This is a genomic window from Oricola nitratireducens (assembly GCF_014904745.1).
GTDB lineage: Bacteria > Pseudomonadota > Alphaproteobacteria > Rhizobiales > Rhizobiaceae > Oricola > Oricola nitratireducens.
Genome location: NZ_JACZCS010000023.1, coordinates 186,248 through 206,906, shown reverse-complemented (window position 1 = coordinate 206,906; position 20,659 = coordinate 186,248). Strand labels below are relative to the sequence as shown.

General features: G+C 64.0%; 24 protein-coding genes. 10 read left to right on the top strand and 14 right to left on the bottom strand.

Annotation, left to right across the window (positions count from 1 at the left end; all coding sequences use genetic code 11):
• Positions 1-392 (bottom strand): hypothetical protein (locus tag IG169_RS12790; RefSeq protein WP_210325987.1); only part of this gene is annotated, 392 nt, incomplete at its 3' end.
• Positions 393-545: 153 nt separating this feature from the next.
• Here IG169_RS12790 and IG169_RS12785 point away from each other — a divergent pair.
• The 3 genes from IG169_RS12785 (at position 546) to IG169_RS12775 (ending at position 3,212) form a co-directional block, all read left to right on the top strand.
• Positions 546-977, top strand: coding sequence for a potassium channel family protein (locus IG169_RS12785; protein ID WP_193176589.1), 432 nt, complete (start codon positions 546-548; stop codon positions 975-977).
• Positions 978-1,123: 146 nt separating this feature from the next.
• Positions 1,124-2,050, top strand: coding sequence for a glycosyltransferase family 25 protein (locus IG169_RS12780; RefSeq protein ID WP_193176588.1), 927 nt, complete (start codon positions 1,124-1,126; stop codon positions 2,048-2,050).
• A gap of 16 nt (positions 2,051-2,066) precedes the next feature.
• Complete coding sequence (locus IG169_RS12775; RefSeq protein ID WP_246717345.1) at positions 2,067-3,212, top strand: radical SAM protein; 1,146 nt, start codon at positions 2,067-2,069, stop codon at positions 3,210-3,212.
• Here the strand turns inward: IG169_RS12775 and IG169_RS12770 are convergent.
• A complete protein-coding gene (locus IG169_RS12770; protein ID WP_193176586.1) occupies positions 3,209-3,961 on the bottom strand; it encodes a pyridoxine 5'-phosphate synthase in 753 nt (250 codons plus the stop codon). The two genes, IG169_RS12775 and IG169_RS12770, sit on opposite strands and share 4 nt — an antisense overlap.
• A 293-nt stretch (positions 3,962-4,254) precedes the next feature.
• Between IG169_RS12770 and IG169_RS12765 the strand changes: the two genes are divergently transcribed.
• Entirely contained in the window at positions 4,255-4,737 is a 483-nt protein-coding gene (locus IG169_RS12765) for a sulfocyanin-like copper-binding protein (protein ID WP_246717344.1), read from the top strand.
• 74 nt (positions 4,738-4,811) lie between these two features.
• Here IG169_RS12765 and IG169_RS12760 read toward each other — a convergent pair whose 3' ends face one another.
• A complete protein-coding gene (locus tag IG169_RS12760; RefSeq protein ID WP_193176585.1) occupies positions 4,812-4,976 on the bottom strand; it encodes a DUF1328 family protein in 165 nt (54 codons plus the stop codon).
• Between the two features lie 127 nt (positions 4,977-5,103).
• On the opposite strand from IG169_RS12760, the gene IG169_RS12755 reads away from it, so the two are divergent.
• Positions 5,104-5,493 carry a SpoIIAA family protein gene (locus IG169_RS12755; RefSeq protein ID WP_193176584.1) on the top strand — a complete coding sequence of 130 codons (390 nt, stop codon included), beginning with the start codon at positions 5,104-5,106 and terminating at the stop codon, positions 5,491-5,493.
• A gap of 54 nt (positions 5,494-5,547) precedes the next feature.
• On the top strand, positions 5,548-6,435 hold the full coding sequence (locus IG169_RS12750) for a hypothetical protein (RefSeq protein WP_193176583.1): 888 nt from the start codon (positions 5,548-5,550) through the stop codon (positions 6,433-6,435).
• 9 nt (positions 6,436-6,444) lie between these two features.
• Here IG169_RS12750 and IG169_RS12745 read toward each other — a convergent pair whose 3' ends face one another.
• From IG169_RS12745 to IG169_RS12735, 3 genes are all read right to left on the bottom strand, one after another.
• Entirely contained in the window at positions 6,445-6,714 is a 270-nt protein-coding gene (locus tag IG169_RS12745) for a hypothetical protein (protein WP_193176582.1), read from the bottom strand.
• 63 nt (positions 6,715-6,777) lie between these two features.
• A complete protein-coding gene (locus IG169_RS12740; RefSeq protein ID WP_193176581.1) occupies positions 6,778-7,905 on the bottom strand; it encodes an ATP-dependent DNA helicase in 1,128 nt (375 codons plus the stop codon).
• An 81-nt stretch (positions 7,906-7,986) separates the two neighbouring features.
• Positions 7,987-8,475: an HXXEE domain-containing protein gene (locus tag IG169_RS12735; protein WP_193176580.1), complete on the bottom strand. Its 489-nt coding sequence runs from the start codon at positions 8,473-8,475 to the stop codon at positions 7,987-7,989.
• A 256-nt stretch (positions 8,476-8,731) separates the two neighbouring features.
• Between IG169_RS12735 and IG169_RS12730 the strand changes: the two genes are divergently transcribed.
• Positions 8,732-9,466 (top strand): hypothetical protein, encoded by a 735-nt coding sequence (locus tag IG169_RS12730; protein WP_210325986.1) that lies wholly within the window; start codon positions 8,732-8,734, stop codon positions 9,464-9,466.
• A 9-nt stretch (positions 9,467-9,475) separates the two neighbouring features.
• Here the strand turns inward: IG169_RS12730 and IG169_RS24075 are convergent, their stop codons facing one another.
• Genes IG169_RS24075 through IG169_RS12710 form a run of 4 tightly spaced genes read right to left on the bottom strand, consistent with a single transcriptional unit; the run spans position 9,476 to position 13,095 of the window.
• Positions 9,476-9,790, bottom strand: coding sequence for a putative quinol monooxygenase (locus tag IG169_RS24075; protein ID WP_343225648.1), 315 nt, complete (start codon positions 9,788-9,790; stop codon positions 9,476-9,478).
• Entirely contained in the window at positions 9,787-10,359 is a 573-nt protein-coding gene (gene ilvN, locus IG169_RS12720; protein WP_193176579.1) for an acetolactate synthase small subunit, read from the bottom strand. The genes IG169_RS24075 and ilvN overlap by 4 nt, the downstream gene beginning before the upstream one ends.
• The gene (locus tag IG169_RS12715) at positions 10,356-11,273 is read right to left on the bottom strand and encodes a DMT family transporter (RefSeq protein ID WP_193176578.1); all 918 of its coding nucleotides are present in this window, start codon (positions 11,271-11,273) and stop codon (positions 10,356-10,358) included. Before IG169_RS12715 ends, ilvN begins: the two co-directional genes overlap by 4 nt.
• A 16-nt stretch (positions 11,274-11,289) precedes the next feature.
• Positions 11,290-13,095, bottom strand: a complete 1,806-nt coding sequence (locus IG169_RS12710; protein WP_193176577.1) for an acetolactate synthase 3 large subunit — start codon at positions 13,093-13,095, stop codon at positions 11,290-11,292.
• A 310-nt stretch (positions 13,096-13,405) separates the two neighbouring features.
• On the opposite strand from IG169_RS12710, the gene IG169_RS12705 reads away from it, so the two are divergent.
• Positions 13,406-15,349 (top strand): ATP-binding protein, encoded by a 1,944-nt coding sequence (locus tag IG169_RS12705; protein WP_246717343.1) that lies wholly within the window; start codon positions 13,406-13,408, stop codon positions 15,347-15,349.
• A gap of 131 nt (positions 15,350-15,480) precedes the next feature.
• Here the strand turns inward: IG169_RS12705 and IG169_RS12700 are convergent, their stop codons facing one another.
• Together IG169_RS12700 and miaA are read right to left on the bottom strand one after the other, a co-directional pair.
• Positions 15,481-16,260 (bottom strand): GGDEF domain-containing protein, encoded by a 780-nt coding sequence (locus IG169_RS12700; protein WP_193176575.1) that lies wholly within the window; start codon positions 16,258-16,260, stop codon positions 15,481-15,483.
• 118 nt (positions 16,261-16,378) lie between these two features.
• The gene (gene miaA / locus IG169_RS12695; protein WP_193176574.1) at positions 16,379-17,266 is read right to left on the bottom strand and encodes a tRNA (adenosine(37)-N6)-dimethylallyltransferase MiaA; all 888 of its coding nucleotides are present in this window, start codon (positions 17,264-17,266) and stop codon (positions 16,379-16,381) included.
• Between the two features lie 41 nt (positions 17,267-17,307).
• Here miaA and serB point away from each other — a divergent pair, with 41 nt between their 5' ends.
• Positions 17,308-18,210 carry a phosphoserine phosphatase SerB gene (serB, locus tag IG169_RS12690; protein ID WP_193176573.1) on the top strand — a complete coding sequence of 301 codons (903 nt, stop codon included), beginning with the start codon at positions 17,308-17,310 and terminating at the stop codon, positions 18,208-18,210.
• On the top strand, positions 18,207-18,776 hold the full coding sequence (locus IG169_RS12685) for a GNAT family N-acetyltransferase (RefSeq protein ID WP_193176572.1): 570 nt from the start codon (positions 18,207-18,209) through the stop codon (positions 18,774-18,776). The genes serB and IG169_RS12685 overlap by 4 nt, the downstream gene beginning before the upstream one ends.
• A 31-nt stretch (positions 18,777-18,807) precedes the next feature.
• Here IG169_RS12685 and IG169_RS12680 read toward each other — a convergent pair whose 3' ends face one another.
• Together IG169_RS12680 and IG169_RS12675 are read right to left on the bottom strand one after the other, a co-directional pair.
• Entirely contained in the window at positions 18,808-20,325 is a 1,518-nt protein-coding gene (locus IG169_RS12680; RefSeq protein WP_193176571.1) for a Do family serine endopeptidase, read from the bottom strand.
• A 140-nt stretch (positions 20,326-20,465) separates the two neighbouring features.
• Entirely contained in the window at positions 20,466-20,654 is a 189-nt protein-coding gene (locus tag IG169_RS12675) for a DUF2065 domain-containing protein (protein WP_193176570.1), read from the bottom strand.
• Positions 20,655-20,659 lie beyond the last annotated feature (5 nt).

Sequence of the window (20,659 nt, the reverse complement as noted above, 5' to 3'; positions counted from 1 at the left end):
GCCCGAGCGGTTCCCGCCGCTTGCGCGGCAAGGCCCCCGGCAGCTGTCGTTTCGGCGGCCGCCGCTTCCAGAGCCGTCGCCTCGACGGCGCCCATATCGGCCTGCGCGGTTTCGGCACCCATGCCCGTTTCCGCTGTGGCTGTCGCCTCGATGGCGGCTGCGGCCTCGGTGGTGGTTTCGGCTTCCAGCGCCGCACGGTCGGCCGCTTCCCTGGCCGCCTGGCGTTCTTCCAGCTCGATCCGGCGCAACTCGGCACGCTTGCGTTCCAGCCGGTCGAGAATGACCGCACTGCGCTCGCGCAGGGCGTCGCGTTGCTCGGCGTCCTTGCTGTGATCGATCGCGTCCTGGACCCGGTCCTCGGGCGCGTTGCGTGCGAACAGGCGATTTAGCATTGCCGCCTCCTTGAATTCGATCCGACAAGCCTAAACGCAAATGGTGAACGGGTTCTTTCCGCTGAGTTAACCTTTTTGCGTCGCCGCGAAGCCTCTGCGAGCCGCGACGCATGAGCCGATTGACACCGCCGAAGGCTCGGTTATGGATCGCTCATGTTCGCCAATCTCGCCCTCGGAACGCTGATCATTTCGGCGACGGTCATCATCCACACCTTCGGGCTGATCTGGGTGACGCATGCCATGAACTGGCTGACCGACAAGATTCGCCCGCAAGCCCACCGCAGCCGCGTGCTCGCCATGAACACGGTCGTGATCGGAATCTTCGCCGTGCTGACGATCGAGGTCTGGCTGTGGGCGGCCTGCTATTATGCGCTTGGCGTCTTCGGCGATTTCGAAACCGCCCTCTACTTCGCGACCGCCACCTTCTCGACGGTCGGTTACGGCGACGTGATCACCAGCCAGGAGTGGCGCATGCTGGCGGGTCTCGAAGGCGTCAACGGCTTTCTGCTGATCGGCTGGTCGACGGCCTATCTCGTTGCAGCGAGCATGCGCGTCGGCCCGTTCAAGGCCGGCGAGCACTTCTGAGTACAATGGCGGGCACATGCGCCGGAGTTGAAATTCGAAAGAACTTCGGGGATCTCCGCATGCGCGGCGCCAAACTACCGTGCGTAAACAAGTATTTCTGAGCCTATCTGGTTGTCTTGCCTCGCGAGCGGCCATAAGACGGCGCTATGTCTGGTCCGACCATGCCGCCCGTTTACTTCATCAACCTCGCCCGCCGCACCGACCGTCGCGAGCGGCTGGAAACGCGTTTGCAGGCGCTTGGATTGACCGGCATCCGGATCGATGCGGTGACCCCGGACACGATTCCTGCGGACGTCATGAAGCGCCATCAGGCATCGCCGAAGGATCGGCGGATGACAAACCCGGAAGTCGCGTGCCTGATGAGCCACCGGCGCGCCCTCGAAACCTTCCTCGACAGCGGGGCGCCCGTAGCCGTGATCCTCGAGGATGACGTGATACTCGCCTCGCGGTTTGCCGAGACCATAGCCTCCCTGGCCGCCGATAGCGCCATCGGCATCGTGCGGCTGGAACGCATGACGCCGCGTTTCAAGGTCGGGGCCGCGAAACGCAGCCATGGCGACCTTGGCGCATTATACCCGGTGCGCCAGTACGACTGGGGCGCCGCCGCCTATCTCCTGACCGCCTCCGCCGCCCGAAAACTGCTTGATCTCGACTACCCGATGATGGTCCCGGCCGACTATTGGGTGTTCGACCTGGGATTCGCCAAGCCGCGCGGAGAAGCGCTCGAACAGTTTGTTCCCGCCATAGCGATCCAGGAGCGGCTTCTGGCTGACAGGTGCGGCGCGAACCCCGACAGCGACCTGGAGGAGGAGCGCGTCAAGCGCGGAAATCTGTTCGATATCCCGCGCTACTACATAGAATGGAATCCGCGTTTTCGCGAATTCGGGCGGTTCGCATATCGCCTGCATGTTGGCTGGCGTCGGTGGAGGGCCGGAAATCCGGTTTTCGCCCGCACCCTGAAGGTCGACGTCCCTTTCGCCGATCCTTTACCCGGCCTTGCCGATACCCTGCCGGGTCGCGACGAGAAGGCCCCGCGGCAGGAGGCAACGGGGCAGCCGCATGCAGCGACATGAGACACGGAAGAATATGATGAGTTTTCCTTTTCTCGCGAGGCTGACCGGAAAAACCGCGTCGCCGCCCCCGGCGGGCCTCCTGCCGCCGCGCTTCATGTTCATGGAGGTGAACAAGCGCTGCAACCTGAAATGCACCCATTGCGATTTCTGGCTGCGTGACGACCGGGACCGCGCCAATTACCTGTCCCGGGACCGCAAGCGGGAGATTATCGCGGAATTCGCGCGCATGAGCCCGCACGGCTCGCTTGTCATTTGCGGCGGCGAGCCGATGCTCGACCTCAAGGAGTATTTCGCCATGTGCCGCGATGCGCGCGCGCATGGCCTGCGCGTGCTCTCGGTCGTCAACGGAACCCGCATCCGCGATGCCGCCATGGCGGACCGCATGGTGCTGGAAGGCCCGCACGAGATATCCGTCTCGCTCAACAGCCACGATCCCGCCATCCACAACGCGACGCGCGGCGTGCGCACGGCATTCGACAAGGCCGTGAAGGCCCTGCGCCTCCTGACGGAAGCGCGCGACCGCCATCGGCAAGCCCGTTCCCGCATCGTCGTGATGGGGCTGATCTTCCGGTCGAACTACCGCCTGGTCGAGGAATTCTACGACTTCGTGCTCAACGACATCGGCGCGGACAACCTGAAACTGAATTTCGTGCAGCCGAGTTTCGGACGCGGCGGCGTTGTCGACGACTTCTTCGAGAATGAAGGCGAACTGGACTCCGCGGAACTGGCGCGGCTGATCGACCGATGCGACGAGCGTTTCAACCTCGGCCTCAATCCGGTCTGGAAGGAAAATGTCGCAATGTACTTCCGGTCGCTCGCCCGCACCCGCGACCGCGAGAAAGGCTGGGCATCGCAGAACGGCACGACCGACCGCATCTGCAATAGCTTCGACCGCAATCTGATGGTCGATCACTACGGGACCGTCCGCCTGTGCTTTTCGACCGGGTTTCCGGGCCGGAAACTTGAACGGCCCGGCGATCTGGAGGATTTCTGGTACACGGCTGAGTTCATCCGGACCAGGATGCGCAAGTGCAACCAGTTCTGCGGCATCAGCCACTCGGTGCGCGCCCAGTCGAGCACGATCGAAGGCCAGGCAAAGAAGGATACGTTCGAGGCGGTAAGCGGCGATCTGGTCCGGCCGCGCGAAACCGGAAAGGTCTAGCGGGGAGCCTCCAGGGCGCTCCGAAACCGCCTCACCGCGCCGTCCATGCCGTGGATCAGCGCGTCCGCTGTCAGGCCGTGGCCGATCGAGACCTCGGCGAGATCGGGAACGCGTTTGACCAGAGCCGGCAGATTGTCGACCGTCAGGTCATGGCCGGCATTGACGCCAAGCCCCAGCGCATGCGCCGCATCGGCGGTCTTGCCAAGCAACGCGATCTGCTCGGCCGCTTTCGCCGGATCGTCGTAACAGGCGCCATACGGCCCGGTATAGAGTTCCACCCGGTCGGCGCCGGTGGTCCTGGCCGCCTCGATCTGCTCCTCGCTTGCGTCCGGATCGCAAAACAGCGACAGCCGCGCGCCGGTCCGTTTCAGCCGCGTCACGATGGCCTTGAGCATGTCGCGATTGGCGACGAAATCCCAGCCATGGTCGGATGTCGGCTGCTCCGGGTCGTCCGGAACCAGCGTCACCTGCTCCGGCTCGGCCGCCTCGACCAGCGCCAGGAAATCGCCGGTCGGATAGCCCTCGATATTGAACTCCGCCTGCGGGAACTCGTCGTCGATCAGCGCGCGGATCTCCGGCAGGTCGGTAAACCGGATATGGCGCTGGTCGGGGCGCGGATGCACGGTCAGCCCGTGCGCGCCGGCCGCGAGCGCGATACGGCCGAGGCCGGTGACGCTCGGCCACGGCAGGTCGCGCCGATTGCGCAGCATGGCGATGGCATTGAGATTGACAGAAAGCTTGGCAGGCATGGGGATCGGCCACAGGTTCGAAACAGAGCATCGACGCCTAGTCCATCCGCGCGTGATTTGGAACCCGCCTCCCGTAATTTCGCGCGGGCATTGCCTCGCCCGGATCCTGTCAGCGCTTTGTAATTTTCGCCCGCCTATCGTCCGCCCGGCCGCCCGACAGGGGCTGGAGGCGGCGCCAGGGACCGGTGTCGCATTCCGCGGCGCCGGTCCGTTCCCGTCGCGCCGGATGGTTCGGAGACCTTCGGAAAACCCGGCCGGACAGACGCGCAACAAACGGAAAAGGAGAATTTTCCATGAAGATCACACGCAGAACAGTCTTTGCAGCCATCGCATCCGCATCGCTACTGGCCGCGTTCCCGGCCTCGGCCGCGACCACTGTCTCTGTCTCGTTGTGGGATAAGCCGGACATGGACATGGCGACGGGGCTCGGTCACGGAATGGGCGGCGACATGTCCAAGGCCAATATGGGCATTACCGCGACGCCGAAATCGGTGCCGGCGGGCCCGGTGACATTCCAGGTCACCAACGACTCCAAGGACATCGTTCACGAGATGATCGTCGCGCCGCTGAAGTCGGCTGACGAAAAACTCCCCTATATCGACAGCGAAGGCCGCGTCGACGAGGAAGCGGCCGGCCATCTTGGCGAGGTGGCGGAACTCGATCCCGGCGCCACCGGCGCCCTGACCGTCACCCTGAAACCGGGTTCCTATATCCTCTACTGCAACATCGCCGGGCACTATATGGGCGGCATGTGGACGGATATCGAGGTCAAGTGACCCTCTCCGCCTGAGCGCATTCGAACGGCCCGGCAGCCTTGCCGCCGGGCCGGTGCCTGCGATTGCGTCCGCCGCTAGGCGACGGCCAGCAGGCCGAACAGCAGCATCAGCGCCAGCGCGACGAGCACGATGAAGATCAGGACCCTGGCCGCCGTTCCGGCCATTCCCGCGACTCCGTGAAAGCCGAGCAGGCTGGCGATGGCGGCGATGATGAGGAGGATGAGAATCCATTTGAGCATGATCGACGTCTCCGTTTTGTACCGCAATGAAACGCCGCCGCCTCCAATTCGTTGCATTTGCCCGCCATGATTGCATCCGGCCGCACCGCGCTGCCGCGCGAGGCCCGCGCCATTTCGGAGAGAAACGATGAACGAGACAGTCACCGCCGCTTCCATCCGCCCGCTCGCCACCGACCGTGATGATCTCTACGCCTTCGAAGTCGTCGGCCGCCTCAATGCCGATGATGTGCGCGACACCTACGCGATCCTCATGGACGCCTATGACCGGCACGGCACCATCGATCTGATGGTCACCCTCGAAAAATTCGACGGCTTCGAATGGCGCGCCGCCTTCGAGGATACGACGCGCGCCGCGAAGACGCGTTCATTGAAGCACATCCGCCGCTACGCCGTCGTCGGCGGGCCCGGATGGATCCGCTCCCTCGTCGAGCTTTTCGATCCGCTCTTCCATGTCGAGATGAGGACTTTCGGCGGTGGCGAGGAAGAAAAAGCCCTCGCCTGGCTCAACGAAAAATGACCCGCGGGAACCGCCTGTCAAACACCTGAAACAAAGGCGCGATTTACGGGCGCCATGTTGACGCTTTCGATCATCGATTCGCTGAGCCTGCCGGGCTCCGGGGACCGCCGCAACGAGGACCAGATGGGATGGACCGCCCATTGCGCCTTCGTCATCGACGGCGCGACCGGACTCGGCCCCGATTTCGTCGTCGGACGCCACGACAGCGACGCCGCGTGGCTCGCCACCTTCGCCAAGGTCCATTTCGAGGAGACGATCGCGCCCGGCCGCGCGATCGCGGACATCGTGCGCTCGACCAACGCGCTGGCGCGCCGGATCGTCACCTTCGCCGCCAACGGCCGCGACATGCCGGCCTGGAACCTGCCTGTCGCGGGCTTCCAGATGGTGCATATCGAGGGCGACGCCGTCGTCACCCACGGCCTCGGCGACTGCACCCTGTTTCTGCGCGACGGCGCCGGCGAGACGTCTGCGCATTCCGCCCTGCCGGACATTGCCGGCATCGAGAAAGCTGCGGCACGCGAAGCGATCGAAAAGAGCGGCGGTCTTTCAAAACTGCCGCGCCTCGTCGACGAACCCACGCTCATGGCCCGCGAACGCGCGTTGCGATCGACATATAATTCCCCGAAAAGCGGAATCTGGACGCTGGGCGCGGCCCCCGAGGCCGCCGACTATCTCGTCTCGGCGCCGCTTCCCGCGCAATTTCCGCTGACAGGGCTCCTGTGCTCCGACGGCTTCGCGGCGCTGGCGACGAATTACGGCCGCTACGAGCCCGACGAAATGATCGATATGGCGAAACGCGAGGGCCTCGCCCCGCTGGGCGCGCATCTGCGCGAGATCGAGACACTGGAGGATCCCGACGGCCTGATCTATCCGCGCATGAAGCCAAGCGACGACGCGACCGCGGTGCTGTTCGAAATCAGGTCGGCGGCGCAGCCCGCCTAGGGTCAGGACCTAGTCCTTGCCGCCCTTGCGAATGGCGTCCAGCTCTTTCTGGTAGATGTCGGAAAAACCTTGTTTCTCGTGCTTGCCGCGCCGGCGGAAAGCGAAAATGGCGACATAGACCGCGATCAGCGCGCCCCAGACGATGCCGGCCTGCACGAGGAAATCGACGCTGAAATAGCTGGACGACAAAAGGCCCGGGGCCGTGTCTGCGACCAATGGCGAGCCCCCGGAGGCGGAAACCTGCAACATTAGTGCGGGAAAGGCGGCAAAATATGTCACGATTTTCCTGTTATACTAACAATTATACTTATCACGCATTTATGACGTCTGAAATATTGTCAATTACTTAACGACGGTAAGGGTATTCGCGGCGCGTGTGATCGCCGTGTAAAGCCAGCGGCTGCGCATGTCGCGAAAAGCATAGCTCTCGTCGAAAAGCACAACGTTGTCCCACTGCGAGCCCTGCGCCTTGTGTACGGTCAGCGCGTAACCGAAATCGAAGTCGTCATAGCGTTTCTTGGTCTGCCAGGGGATGTCGTCGTCCGGAGAATCGAACGCCGCTTTCAGAAGCTTGATCTTGGCGACGCCCCTGTCCGTATCGCCGTCATCCGGCGAAACCAGCAGGTTGATGCCCGGCTTCACCGTCTCCTTCGACGCCGTCATGACCTTCCACAGCGACCCGTTGAGAAGCCCCTTGGCAGGATCGTTGCGCAGACACACCAGCTTGTCGCCCGCCTGCGGATAGGTCGCCGTAAAGCCCTTCAGTTCGCGCAATCGCTGATTGTAGCGCCGCCGCGTCCTGTTGATGCCGACAAGCACCTGGTCGGCGGCGAGCACGAGGTCGGCATCGACTTCGTTTTTCGGGATGATCTGCGTCGTGCCGTAGTCGCCATACATGATCTCCTTGCCGGCGCGCACATCCATCGCCAGCCGGATGATCGGATTTTCCGCCGCCTGGCGGTGGATTTCCGTCAGCAGGAAATCCGGATCCGCCTCGGTGAAGAAACCGCCGCCCGAAATCGGCGGCAACTGGCCCGGATCGCCCAGCACCAGGATCGGCGTGCCGAAGCTCATCAGGTCGCGCCCGAGATTTTCGTCGACCATCGAACATTCGTCGACGATGACCAGCTTCGCCTTGGCGATGTCGCTCTGCCTGTTGAGCGAAAAGGTCGGCGCCATCGACGTCTTGCCGGTGGTCTCGTTCTCCACCGCTTCCTCGCCGCGCGGCCGGTAGATCAGCGAGTGGATCGTCTTGGCGTTCGACGCGCCCTTCGCCCTGAGCACCTGCGCCGCCTTGCCGGTGAAGGCGGCGAATTGTACATGCCCATCGACATGTTCGGCGAAGTGGCGCGCCAGCGTCGTCTTGCCGGTGCCGGCATAGCCGAACAGCCGGAACAATTGCCTGTCACCCGTCTTGAGCCAGCGCGAGACGGCCTGCAGCGCTTCATCCTGTTGTGGAGAGAATTTCATGGCGATCCGTGTACCGGATTCGTTCGCGCTCCGCCACGTGGGATTCACCTCCGCGGCACATTCGCCGAAACGCCTGGTCTGTCAGGTGTCGGGACCGGGAGGCGCCGCGCCGCCGGCGGCGAAAAGCACCGGGATCGACATCGCGATCACGATGGCGGTCAGGGGGCCTGCCCAGAGGAACGTATTGGGTTCGATCCGCCCTTCCGCGAAGGCCTGCTGGAGCAGCAGCGCCGTCACCGGAAGATTGAACAGCACCGCCGTCGCCGTTCCCGGCGCATAGCGACGCAGGCCGAACGTCGCGGCAAGATGCGGAAATACGACATTGACCAGCATCGCCAGCGCATAGCCGGAAAGGAGATAATCGGCGAACCGGCTTCCCAGTTCCGACCACATGACAACGACCCAGGCGGCGACGGTCAGCACGAGGACGGCGAAACGGAACTGGCGCGCCGAAACCGGGACGTGGTAGCGGCCCGCATTCGCCGCCCAGCGCGGCAGCCAGATCGCCTCTTCCAGATTGTGGATCGTGACGGCGGCCGCGAACAGCCATGAAAGCGTCGTGAAAGTCATTGCGCGGGGAACTCGCCTGACAGATGCGGCCGGACCATAGAGCAATTCCAGGAAAAGTGGAAACCGGTTTTCCGTCCGGAATTGTGTGAAAACAAAGAGTTGGAGGCGTTCATCGAGCCCGTGAAACGATGAACGTCTCCAAGCTGACGCCGGACGGATTGACAACCGGCCGGATTCTATCGGAAACCGCTTTACCGGCAGATAAGCCGGGCGGTAGATTGATCGCCATGCAAGGCCAAACCCGCATGGTATTCCTGTGAGCGCCGAATTACCCGATCTCATCGCCCATGCCACGGCCAGCATCGAGGCCGCCGAAGTCTTCTCTGCGCCCTTCCCGCATATTTTCTTTCGCGAGTTCTTCCCCGGGGATTTCTATCGCGACCTGCTCGACAATCTGCCCGGCGATGCGGCGTTCGAACAGTTGAACAACGAAAGGACCCGTTTCCTGGCCCGCATTTATGACGGCCATGTCGACGCGATCGATCCGGAACCCGACGGACGCTGGCGCAAGGTTTCCGCGGTTCTGCAGTCGCCGGAACTCGAACGCGCGATCCGCACGAAGCTCGCCGAGGGACTTGAGATCCGGCGGCGCGGAGACGGCCGCAAGAGCCCGGACGACCTCGGCCTCTACGCCAAGCCTGTGCTCTACAAGGACCTCGACGGCTACCGGATCAAGCCGCATCCCGACACGCGAAAGAAGGTTGTCACGATGCAGCTCTACCTGCCGCGCGACGAGACCCGGGCCGATATGGGCACGACGCTCTACCGGCTGTCGCCCAAGGGGATATTCCGGGCCGGGTCCTGGTTTCTGGAACCGGCGAAGACGTTCCCCTTCCTGCCCAATGTCGGTTACGCCTTCGTCGTGCTCAAGCCCAACCACAGTGTCCTGAAGACCAGCTGGCACGGCCGTCCAGCGATCTGCACCGAACCCGGCCGGCCGCGCGTCAGCATCCTCAACACCTTCTACGCGGAGGATTCCCTCGGCGTCTGACGATCCGGGCTAAGCCGTCCGGATCTCGTATTGGCGCGGAATGTCGCGCGTCACCTCCGCCCATGCGGAAGCTGCGGCGCGCGCCTGATGCGCCTCGAACGCCGCCTGGTCGGTAAAGATTTCCGAAACGAGCAACCGCCCCGGAACATCCGCACACGGAGTAACGCTGAAATAGAGACAGCCGGGCTCGCCATGCGTGAGCCTGACATGGTCCGGCAGGGCTTTCCCGACGGCCGCCAAGCGGTCCGCGGGCACGTCGATATGCCCGTCGAGCAGCACCGCCCCCTCGGGCGCCTCCGGCCGGATGGTCTTGTCGGCGATCACATCCCGTCCTTGCCACGGCTCATCGCGGCGACGCCGGTGCGGCAGACCTCGACGAGGCCGAGCGGCGCCATGATGGAGATGAACTGCTCGATCTTCGACGTGCGGCCGGTGACCTCAAAAATGAAGTGTTCCACATTGGCGTCGATCACCGTCGCCTTGAAGGCGTCGGCAAGCCGCAGCGCCTCGACCCGGTGGTCGCCGGTACCGGCGACCTTGACCAGCGCCAGTTCGCGTTCGAGCGGCTTTTCGTGTCCGCGTTCCTCCGCCGTGACCGTCAGGTCGACGACCCGGTGCACCGGCACGATGCGCTCCAGCTGCGCCTTGATCTGTTCGAGCACATGCGGCGTGCCGCGCGTGACGATGGTGATGCGCGAGATATGCTTCTGGTGCTCGGTTTCCGACACCGTCAGGCTTTCGATGTTGTAGCCGCGGCCGGAAAACAGGCCGATCACGCGGGCGAGGACACCCGGCTCGTTGTCGACGACGGCCGACAGCGTGTGCGTCTCGGGCCGTTCGGTTTCCTTGGCGATGAAATAGGCCGATGCCGGCTGCTTGGCCGCTTTGTTCATGGATGGCTCCCCTGAGCGATGGATGTCTTTCGAATGGGTTTGATACGCGCGGCCATCAGGCCGCAGAAAATGACGCAGAGCGCGATCAGCGCATGCGCTCCCGGTCTTTCGCCGAGGAAGATGACGGCGAGCACGACGCCCGCTACCGGCACCAGCAGGTTGATCTGACCGAAGAAGGTCGCGCCCTGGCGGCGGATGAGCGCCACCATGAACAACGCCCCGGCGGCCGACGGCAGGATCCCGAGCGCGGCCAGCGCCATCGCGACGCGCGGCGACGGATGGATCGACAGCGGCGCCTCGAACAGGAATGCCGCCGGCACCAGGATCACCAGCGTCCAGGCGGTGATATAGGCCATCAGCGCCAGCGGCGGCCGGCCGACCAGCTGCTTGGTCGACAGCGCGTTAACCGCATAGGCGACGGCTGCGCCGAGCACCGCGAGCTGGCGGATCAGGTCCTGACCGAAACCCGCCTGCAACTGCGGCCAGAACAGGATCGCGAGCCCGCTCAGCCCGAGCATGACGCCGGCGAGCCGCGGCAGGCTCATCTTCTCGTCATGGGTGATGAAATGCGCGAGCACCAGCACGGTCAGCGGCATGAAGCCCATTAGGATCGCCGCCAGCCCGCTGTCGATGACCTCGACGCCCCAGTTGATCAGCGTGAACGGCAGCACCGTGCCGGTCAGCGCGCACAACACCATGAAGCCATGCTCGCGCGCGCTCGGCCGGAACCACCGCTGCGCGAACGCCGCGAACACGAACAGCAGAACAACCGCGATCGTCTGCCGGATCAGCGTGATGGTGATCGGCGTTACCTCGGCCACGGCCACCTTCGACAACAGGAACGAGCTGCCCCACAACAGCGCGAGCGCCGTCAGCAGCGAGTAGTCGAGGAGGCCGGGCGGGTTTTTCTGCATGGCGAATGGAAGGCGCTCAGACGAGCGCCTTTCCTTCCGCGCCGATCGCGTTGGCGACCGCTTCGTCCGTTGCCTCGTCGGGCAGCAGCATCTCGTTATGCGCCTTGCCCGACGGGATCATCGGGAAACAGTTGGCGAGATTGGCCACCCGGCAGTCGAAGATCACCGGCTTGTCGGTGGCGATCATCTGGTCGAGCGCATCGTCCAGTTCGTCCGGCTTCTCCGCACGGATGCCGACGCAGCCATAGGCTTCGGCGAGCTTAACGAAGTCCGGCATCGCTTCCGTGTAGGAGTGCGACAGCCGGTTGCCGTGCAGCAGCTGCTGCCACTGCCGCACCATGCCCATATACTGGTTGTTCAGGATGAAGATCTTGATCGGCGCATTGTGCTGCACCGCCGCCGACATCTCCTGAATCGTCATCTGCACCGAGGCGTCGCCGGCAATGTCGACGACCAGCGCGTCGGGATGCGCGATCTGCACGCCGAGCGCCGCCGGCAGGCCATAGCCCATCGTGCCCAGACCGCCGGAGGTCATCCAGCGGTTCGGCTTCTCGAAACCGAAGAACTGCGCCGCCCACATCTGGTGCTGGCCGACTTCGGTGGTAATGAACGTCTCCTTGCCGGACCGCTTCGACGCGTCGTAGAGTCGCTGGATCGCATATTGCGGCATGATAACGTCTTTGTTCGGCTTGTAGGCGAGCGAGTTGCGCGCCCTCCACTTGCCGATCTGCTGCCACCACTCTGCCAGTGCCGGCTTGTCCTGCGTGCCGCCGGAGGCGCGCCAGATGCGCACCAGATCCTCCAGGACACGGCCGACATCGCCGATGATGCCGACATCGACATGCACCACCTTGTTGATCGAGGACGGATCGATGTCGATGTGGATCTTCTTGGCGCGCGGCGCGAACTTGTCGAGCCGGCCGGTGATGCGGTCGTCGAAGCGCGCGCCGATATTGATCATGACGTCGCAGTCATGCATCGTCATGTTGGCCTCGTAGGTCCCGTGCATGCCCAGCATGCCGAGCCAGTTCTTGCCGCTGGCCGGATAGGCGCCCAGCCCCATCAGCGTCGAGGTAATCGGGAAGCCGGTCAGGTCGACCAGCTCGCGCAGCAGCCGGCTTGCCTCCGGCCCGGAATTGATCACGCCGCCGCCCGAATAGATCACCGGCCGCTTCGCCGACATCAGCAGGTCGACTGCGTCCTTGATCAGTTCCTCGTCGCCGGACAGCCTCGGCTGGTAGGAGAGCCGCATCTTCGTGGCGTCGGGCGCGTGATAGATGCCCTTGGCGAACTGGACGTCCTTGGGGATGTCGACCACGACGGGACCGGGACGCCCGGTCGTCGCGACGCGAAACGCCTCGTGCAGGACGCGCGCCAGGTCGTTGACGTCCTTGACCAGCCAGTTGTGCTTGGTGCAGGGCCGGGTGATGCCGACGGTGTCGCATTCCTGGAAGGCGTCGGAGCCGATCAGCGAGGTCGGCACCTGCCCGGTGATGCAGACCAGCGGAATGGAATCCATCAAGGCGTCCTGCAGCGGCGTCACCGCATTGGTGGCGCCCGGACCGGAGGTCACCAGCATCACGCCGGGCTTGCCGGTGGAGCGTGCGTAGCCTTCCGCAGCGTGGCCGGCGCCCTGCTCGTGGCGCACCAGGATGTGCTGGACGTCGTCCTGCTGGAAGATTTCGTCATAGATCGGAAGGACGGCGCCGCCGGGATAGCCGAAGATGTGTTCGACCTCGTTGTCCTTCAGCGCCTGGATCACCATTTCGGCGCCGGTCATTTCCCGTTTGTCGCTCGCCTTTGCGTTCGCGTTCGCGTTCATGATTGTATTCCCGTCTTCGGCGTCTCGTATGCCCTTGTCGTGCCTGAGACCTAATGATGTGTTTGGAGGAGAGGTGCAATAAAAAAGGCCCCGTCAGGGCCTCGTGTTTTCCGCGCATGGGTGCAATTGCCGGGCGATTAAATCGCCCTGCCCATGCGCGGCCGTACTACGATAAGGGTCATCGTCATGGCTGCGGACAATATGACCGGTCCGCGATCGCGTCAAGTACGCACAAATCCGTAGTCTTTCCTTAACTTCGCCTGTCCAGAATAAAGCGAGCAAAATGCCGGGATCGAGCGGAATGATGGATATGCACGCAAGTACCGTACCCGCAACTGCAGCGGGAACGCAGGAAGACCAGCGCAATCGCACCGAAGGTTTCGTCGTCTCTTGTGACGGCACCCAGGCAGTTATCGCCGCATCGGTCGGCGCCGGCGAAAGCGCCAATATCGACTATTGGTCGGTCGGCCAGCTGATCTCGATCCAGGTCGGGCGCAACCGCATCGTCGGCATGCTCTACAAGGTCGACACCGGCGCGGACGGAGACCGCTGGAACCGCGACGGCGAAAACAACATCCACATTCACGTCGAACTCGTCGGCGAGATCACCGAGGATGACGACGGCAAGATCGCCTTTTCCGGCGGCATTGCCACCTATCCGCATCTCGGCGCGGTCGCCCACCGGATCCGGACCGATGATCTGGCCGCCATCTACGAAAACGAGGACGCGCGCGCCATTCCGGTCGGCCACCTGTCGCAGAGCGCGGAAATCCCCGCGCTGATTTCCATCGACAGCCTGATTTCGCGCCACTTCGCCGTGGTCGGCACCACCGGCGTCGGCAAGTCGACCGCCGTGACGCTGTTGCTGCGCAAGATCGTCGAGGCGCGTCCTGACGTGCGTATCCTCATTCTCGATCCGCACAACGAATTCTCCTGCGCCTTCCCGGATCTCGCGATCACCATCAACGACACCGATCTCGACCTGCCCTTCTGGATGTTCCGCCTGGAAGAGTTCGCAGAGGTTCTGTTCCGCGGCAGGCCGGCCATCCCGGAAGAGGTCGACGCGCTACGCGAACTCATTCCGCTCGCCAAGATGCAGTTCAAGGGCAATGACCAGCAAAGCCTTCGCAAGGCGCCCGAGAACTCCTCGATCACCTCGGACACGCCGGTTCCCTACCGCATCTCCGACCTGATGAACCTGATCGAAGAACGCATCGGCATGCTTGAGGGACGCAACGAGCGGCCGCATCTGAAAGCGCTGAAGAATCGCATCGACGCCGCCGCCAACGATCCGCGCTACCGCTTCATGTTCGTGCGCAAAACCATCGACGACAATATCGCAGACGTCGTCTCGACGATCTTCCGCGTGCCGGCCAACGGCAGGCCGATCACCGCCTTCCAGATGAGCGGCATGCCTTCGGAAGTCGTCAACTCGGTCGCCTCGGTGCTGTGCCGCCTCGCCTTCGACCTCGCCATCTGGTCGAAGTCGAAAATCCAGACCCTCGTCGTCTGCGAGGAAGCCCACCGCTATATCCCCGCCGACACGAGCGCCGGCTTCGCGCCGACGCGCTCGGCGATCGCCCGCATCGCCAAGGAAGGCCGTAAATACGGCGTTTATCTCGCCATCATCACACAGCGCCCGGGTGAACTGGACGAGACCATTCTATCCCAGTGCAACACCTTCTTCTCCATGCGCCTCGGCAACGAGCGCGACCAGGAGATCATGCGCAAGGCCATCGCCGGATCGTCCCGGTCCGCCATCAACTTCCTGCCCTCGCTCTCCAACCGCGAGGCGATCGCCTTCGGTCAGGGCGTGTCGACGCCGATGCGCATGATGTTCGAGACGGTGCGCGCCGAACGGCTACCGGGCAACCATCTCTACGACGAGCAGGCGTCGGTCCAGGCCGGCGGCGCGGATGTCAATGTCGCCGACGTCATCCACAAGATGCGTTATCCGCGTGGCACCAGCGACGGCGTCGAAGAAGAAGTCCTGGGCAAAATGGGCGTCAAGCAGCCGCTCGGCGAACAGCAGGTCGGCGAACAACGGCCAAGCATTTCCGCTCCGGACATGTCCGCGACACCACCGCCCCTCTACAACAACGGCGTGAACAAGTCGGAGATCGCCGGCCTGTTCCGCGAGGAAGCGTCGCTACGCGCCGGACGCGACCGTTTCCAGCGGCCCGCGCCCGCAGAGCCGGCAAACCCCGAAGCCCAGCGCGCCACGCGCGACCTGATCAACCGTTTCCGCAAGTAAGCCGGCACAAGGACGGTCGGCTTGCGGCGCGTCCGTCATTGGCGATCCCGATCTCCCGTTGTGTCGAAACGCAACGATAGGCGGTTTCGTCGCGCGGATGGATATCACGCTCGCGCGCCGTGATCAGGCCTTTAGGCGCAGACGCGGTTCCGGCCGGAGCGTTTCGCGTTGTAGAGATTGGAGTCGGCGCGCTTGTAGAGCGCGGCGCCGCTTTCCTTGCCGTCCCAGATCGCGATCCCGATCGAGATGGTGATGCGCAGCCGCACATTGCCGACATTGAAGGCGAGATTGGAAACCGCCAGCCGCAGGCGGTTCGCCAGCTTGTCGAGCTCGTTGACGGTGAGGTTGGGCGCCACGACCGCGAATTCCTCGCCGCCGATCCGCGCCGCGATATCGTGATAGCGCGTATATTCGATGATCGTGTTCGCCAAACCCTTGATGACCTCGTCGCCAACGTCGTGGCCATGGGTGTCGTTGATCGATTTGAAATGGTCGATATCGACGATCATGATGCCAAGCGGCCGTTCGATGCGCGAGAATTCGTCCATGTATTGCGCCAGCGCATCGTCGAAATAGCGCCGGTTCTGCAACCCGGTGAGCGGATCGGTCAGCGCTGCATGCTGGAATGTCGCCGATTTCGCGGTCAGCGATTTCGTCATCTGCTGCAGCTGGCCGTGTTCGCGCGCCTGCTTGCGGATCATCGGATAGAAATAGAACAGCCCGATCAGGATGGCTCCGCTCAGCAGGACGAGCGCGATCCTGAGCGCCAGGATACCGCCGCCAAGCGCGCCGTCCTGCGCCGCGGGAAATTGCCGGAAGACGATGTCGCTCGCCCAGAAGGCGCAAGCCGCCGCCCCGACGAGCAGCAGAAGATAGGCCATGAAGGCCAGTTCCGAACGATAGAAACGCATATGTACCCGCCAACCTGTGGATGCAGGTTAGCCCAAGCATGTTGCCCTGACGTTAACCGCGATGGTTTAACAGCGGCTAAGATGATCGGTCCATTCCTCGAAGAGAGGCGTCACGCCGTCAGCCCATCACCGTCCAGCCGTCGCCCAACTGGTTGCGAAACCACGTCATTTGACGTTTGGCGTATTGCCGCGTCGCGGTCTTCGCCCGCTCGATCGCCTCGCCCGTCGCGAGACTGCCGTCCAGCACCGCCGCGAATTCTCGCACGCCGATCGCCTTCATCGCCGGCATGGCCGGGTCGAGGTCGAGCGAAAGCAGGTTTTCAACCTCTGATAGAACCCCTTCCTCGACCATCCGGTCGAGCCGGCGCTCGATGTTGCGGTAAAGAACCTCCCGCTCGGGCAGGATCACGAAACGTGTCGAACGCGCCTCATCGATGAGGCCGTGACCGGCTTCGGCCTGCCATGCGGATATCGGCCGGCCGGACACCTCCAGCACTTCCAGCGCCCGCACGATGCGCTGCCCGTCGGCCGGCCGGATCGCCAGCGCCGCCTCCGGATCCTCCCGCCTCAGAATCCGGTGCAGCTTTTCCGCGCCCTCCTCGGCGAGCCGGTAGCGCCAGCGCGTGCGCACCGGTTCCGGTATGGCCGGCATCGGCGAAAGCCCCTGCGTCAGCGCGCGGAAGTAAAGCCCCGTCCCGCCGGTAAAGATCAGCGGCCGTCCGGCAATCGCCGGATCGGCCATGACGCCGCGCACGTCGTCGAGCCAACGTCCGGTCGAATAGGCCTCCCCCGGATGCACATGGCCGTAGAGACGGTGCGGCGCGCGCGCCATTTCCTCCGCCGACGGCCGCGCCGTCAGGATGCACAACACGTCGTAGACCTGCATGGAATCCGCGTTGACGATCACGCCGCCGGTTTCCTCGGCCTTGCGCAGCGCAAACGCCGACTTGCCGCTCGCCGTCGGCCCCGCTATCAACACGGCGCGCCGGATTTCATCCTCGCTCATCGATCCATTCCACTCCGCACAGGCCTGCGCTTCTAACGCCCATGAACACGATCGTCACCCTGATTGCCAATCCGGCGCAAACCGCGCTCGATCCCGGCCTTGTCCGGTCCGTCGAGGCGCCGTTTGCCGGCGCCCGCATCGAATGGCTTGCGGAAGGCGAGGCCGCCGACATCGTCATCGACGATCCGCTGTCGAACGACGGCCGCGCGACGCTCGCCGCAGACATATCCATCCTCCTGCACGGGCGGCCGGTCGATTTCGCGATCCAGACCGTCACGGCTGCAGACCGCAGGAAGAAAATCCTGATCGCCGACATGGACTCCACCATGATCCGGCAGGAATGCGTCGACGAGCTCGCCGACGAGGCCGGCGTCGGTCCCTATGTCGCCTCCATCACCGCGCGCGCCATGAATGGCGAGATCGGCTTCGAGGGCGCGCTGCGCGAACGCGTCGCCCTGCTTGCGGGCATGCCGGTCGAGGTCATCGACCGCGTCATCGCGACCCGCATCAAGCTGATGCCGGGCGGACCGGAACTGGTCGCGACCATGCGGCAGCACGGCGCCTGGTGCGCGCTCGTCTCCGGCGGCTTCACCGATTTCACCAGTCGCATCGCCGAAATGATCGGCTTTCAGGAAAACCGCGCCAACCGCCTGCTGCAGGAAAACGGCAAGCTGACCGGCAAGGTCGCCGAACCGATCCTCGGCCGCCAGGCCAAGGCCGACGCGCTGCTCGACATCTCGAAACGCCTCGGCCTGACCCCCGCCGACGCCATCGCCGTCGGCGACGGCGCCAACGATCTCACCATGCTCGACATGGCCGGCACCGGCGTCGCTCTGCACGCCAAGCCGAAGGTCGCCGAACAGGCCGATATCCGAATCGATAACAACGACCTGACCGCGCTTCTTTACATCCAGGGTTACCGCCGCGAAGAGATTGTCCGGTGACCATACTGGAAACGGACCGCCTGATCCTGCGCCCGTGGCAGGAGCGCGACCGCGACCTCTTTTTCGAGATCAATTCCGATCCGCAGGTGATGGAATTCTTTCCCTTTCGTCGTGATCGCGAACAGTCGGATGCCTTCTTCGACACACTGTTGGAACGTCAGGCGAAGAAGATCACCTACCCCGCGGCCGAATTGCGCTCGACAGGCGAATGCGTCGGCTTCTGTGGCCTGCACGAAAGCGATGCGGAGCCGCCCCACATCCCGGCGGGAACCATCGAGATCGGCTGGCGGCTGGCCACGCGCTACTGGGGCAAGGGCTACGCGACCGAAGGCGCACTGGCGGCCCTCGACTACGGCTTCACCGAACTCGGCCTGCCCGAGATCGTCTCCTTCGCCGTCCACGACAACCGCCGCTCGACCGCGGTGATGGAGCGCATCGGTATGCGACGCGATACCGCCGGCGATTTCGATCATTCGAACATCCCCGACACCCATCCGCATCTCAGGCGCCACGTCTTCTACCGGCTGACGGCTGCGGATTGGCGCAACAAAAAAGGCGGCCTCTAGCCGCCTTTTCTGTCCGGTATGGCCGGAAGGATCAGTCGATCCTGAGCGTCGCGAAGCGCAATTCGCCGGTCTTCGACGACAGCATGAACAGCGCATTGCGCCGGTTATCCTCTTTCAGCTTGGCGATGGCGTCGACGACATCCTGCGGCGTCGACACGGCTTCCTGCGCGATCTCGACGATCACCTCGCCCGGCTGGATGCCCTTTTCGGCCGCCGCCGAATCCGGGTCGACCTCGGTGATGACGACGCCATTCTCCACGGCCTTGTCGATCGCGAATTTCTCGCGCTGCGTGTCGTCGAGCTCGGCCAGCTTCATCCCGTAGAGGTCGACCGTCTCCGTCGCCTCGGGCATCGCGCCGTCCTTGTTGTCCTCGGCGCCCTGCGCCATCGCCATCTCCTCGCCGTCCTCGAGCCGGCCGAGCGTCACCTTCACGTCCTCGCGCTTGCCCTTGCGGATGACGACCACGTCGACCTCCTTGCCGACCGGGCTGTCGGCGACGACCCGTGGCAATTCGCGCATGTTGGCGACTTCCTTGCCGTCGAACTCGACGATCACGTCGCCCGGCAGGATCGAGCCGTCGTCGACGGGACCGCCCTTGACCACCCCGGCGACCAGCGCGCCCTTGGCTTCCTTCATGCCGAGGCTCTCGGCGATCTCGTCGGTCACTGCCTGGATGCGCACGCCGAGCCAGCCGCGCCGCGTCTCGCCGAACTTGACGAGCTGGTCGATCACGCTCTTCGCGAGATCGGACGGGATCGAGAACCCGATGCCGATCGAGCCGCCCGACGGCGAGATGATCGCGGTGTTGATGCCGATGACCTCGCCCTTCATGTTGAACAGCGGGCCGCCGGAGTTGCCGCGGTTGATGGCGGCGTCGGTCTGGATGAAATTGTCGTAGGGGCCGGAATTGATGTCGCGCCCGATGGCCGAGACGATGCCGATGGTCACGGTTCCGCCGAGGCCGAACGGATTGCCGATGGCGAGCACCCAGTCGCCGACGCGCGACTGGGCGGAATCGCCGAAGGGAACAGCCTTCAGAACCTTGGTCCCCGGGTCGATCCGCAGCACCGCGATGTCGGTCTTCGGGTCGTGGCCGATGATTTCGGCCTTGATCTTGGTGCCGTCATTGAAATTGACGCTGACCTCGTCGGCGTCGGCGATGACGTGGTTGTTGGTCACGATGATGCCGGACGCATCCACCACGAAGCCGGAGCCCAGCGACTGCACCTGATGCGAGCGCGGCGCCATGCCGTCCTGCTGCTGCTTGTCGAAGAACTCGTCGAAGAATTCCTGGAACGGCGAGCCTTCCGGCAATTGCGGGCGCGGCACCTTGTTGTCATCGCCGCCGACCGTCTGCGATGTCGAGATATTGACGACGGAATCGATCAGCCGGGCAGACAGGTCGGCGACCGATGCCGGTCCCTCCTGCGCTTGCGCGGACAGGGCGAACCCGCCCGGAACGGCGACGCCGGTCGTCACCATTGTCAGCGTCAGCGCGGCGATGCCGGTCAGTCGCGACAGTTTAAGGGCCAGAGAATCGAAAGCCATCGTGGCTGCCTCCTAGAGATTGCGCGGATACCCGGTCCGCGGGCGATGCGTCACGCGGAACATAAAGCGCCTTGCGCCCGGCACAACGGGAAAGTCACGGATAAGTGACGTGCATGGCCGGATTGTGAAGCAATCCGGCGTCAAATGAAATGCGCCAGCCAGATCAGCGCCAAGCCAAGCAGGGCCGCGCTGATTCCCGCCTTGCGCAGAACCTCGTCGGGCGTGGCGAGCAGCATGGCCGCCATCCGCTTCGCGAACGAGGGTATCCCGCCGTAAAAGAAGCCCTCGATCACAAGCATGAGACCGAGGGCTGTCAGGAATAGCGTCATGGGCG

Excerpts from the sequence above, each read along its gene's own strand:
- IG169_RS12760 (WP_193176585.1), bottom strand. The coding sequence starts at position 4,976 with ATGCTCAAATGGATTCTCATCCTCCTCATCATCGCCGCCATCGCCAGC.
- miaA (WP_193176574.1), bottom strand. The coding sequence starts at position 17,266 with ATGAGCGAGGATGAAATCCGGCGCGCCGTGTTGATAGCGGGGCCGACG.
- IG169_RS12735 (WP_193176580.1), bottom strand. The coding sequence starts at position 8,475 with ATGACTTTCACGACGCTTTCATGGCTGTTCGCGGCCGCCGTCACGATC.
- IG169_RS12705 (WP_246717343.1), top strand. The coding sequence starts at position 13,406 with ATGCACGCAAGTACCGTACCCGCAACTGCAGCGGGAACGCAGGAAGAC.
- serB (WP_193176573.1), top strand. The coding sequence starts at position 17,308 with ATGAACACGATCGTCACCCTGATTGCCAATCCGGCGCAAACCGCGCTC.
- IG169_RS12675 (WP_193176570.1), bottom strand. The coding sequence starts at position 20,654 with ATGACGCTATTCCTGACAGCCCTCGGTCTCATGCTTGTGATCGAGGGC.
- ilvN (WP_193176579.1), bottom strand. The coding sequence starts at position 10,359 with ATGAACAAAGCGGCCAAGCAGCCGGCATCGGCCTATTTCATCGCCAAG.
- IG169_RS12740 (WP_193176581.1), bottom strand. The coding sequence starts at position 7,905 with ATGAAATTCTCTCCACAACAGGATGAAGCGCTGCAGGCCGTCTCGCGC.
- IG169_RS12710 (WP_193176577.1), bottom strand. The coding sequence starts at position 13,095 with ATGAACGCGAACGCGAACGCAAAGGCGAGCGACAAACGGGAAATGACC.
- IG169_RS12755 (WP_193176584.1), top strand. The coding sequence starts at position 5,104 with ATGAACGAGACAGTCACCGCCGCTTCCATCCGCCCGCTCGCCACCGAC.
- IG169_RS12750 (WP_193176583.1), top strand. The coding sequence starts at position 5,548 with ATGTTGACGCTTTCGATCATCGATTCGCTGAGCCTGCCGGGCTCCGGG.
- IG169_RS12785 (WP_193176589.1), top strand. The coding sequence starts at position 546 with ATGTTCGCCAATCTCGCCCTCGGAACGCTGATCATTTCGGCGACGGTC.
- IG169_RS12700 (WP_193176575.1), bottom strand. The coding sequence starts at position 16,260 with ATGCGTTTCTATCGTTCGGAACTGGCCTTCATGGCCTATCTTCTGCTG.
- IG169_RS12765 (WP_246717344.1), top strand. The coding sequence starts at position 4,255 with ATGAAGATCACACGCAGAACAGTCTTTGCAGCCATCGCATCCGCATCG.
- IG169_RS12775 (WP_246717345.1), top strand. The coding sequence starts at position 2,067 with ATGAGTTTTCCTTTTCTCGCGAGGCTGACCGGAAAAACCGCGTCGCCG.
- IG169_RS12770 (WP_193176586.1), bottom strand. The coding sequence starts at position 3,961 with ATGCCTGCCAAGCTTTCTGTCAATCTCAATGCCATCGCCATGCTGCGC.
- IG169_RS12780 (WP_193176588.1), top strand. The coding sequence starts at position 1,124 with ATGTCTGGTCCGACCATGCCGCCCGTTTACTTCATCAACCTCGCCCGC.
- IG169_RS12680 (WP_193176571.1), bottom strand. The coding sequence starts at position 20,325 with ATGGCTTTCGATTCTCTGGCCCTTAAACTGTCGCGACTGACCGGCATC.
- IG169_RS12715 (WP_193176578.1), bottom strand. The coding sequence starts at position 11,273 with ATGCAGAAAAACCCGCCCGGCCTCCTCGACTACTCGCTGCTGACGGCG.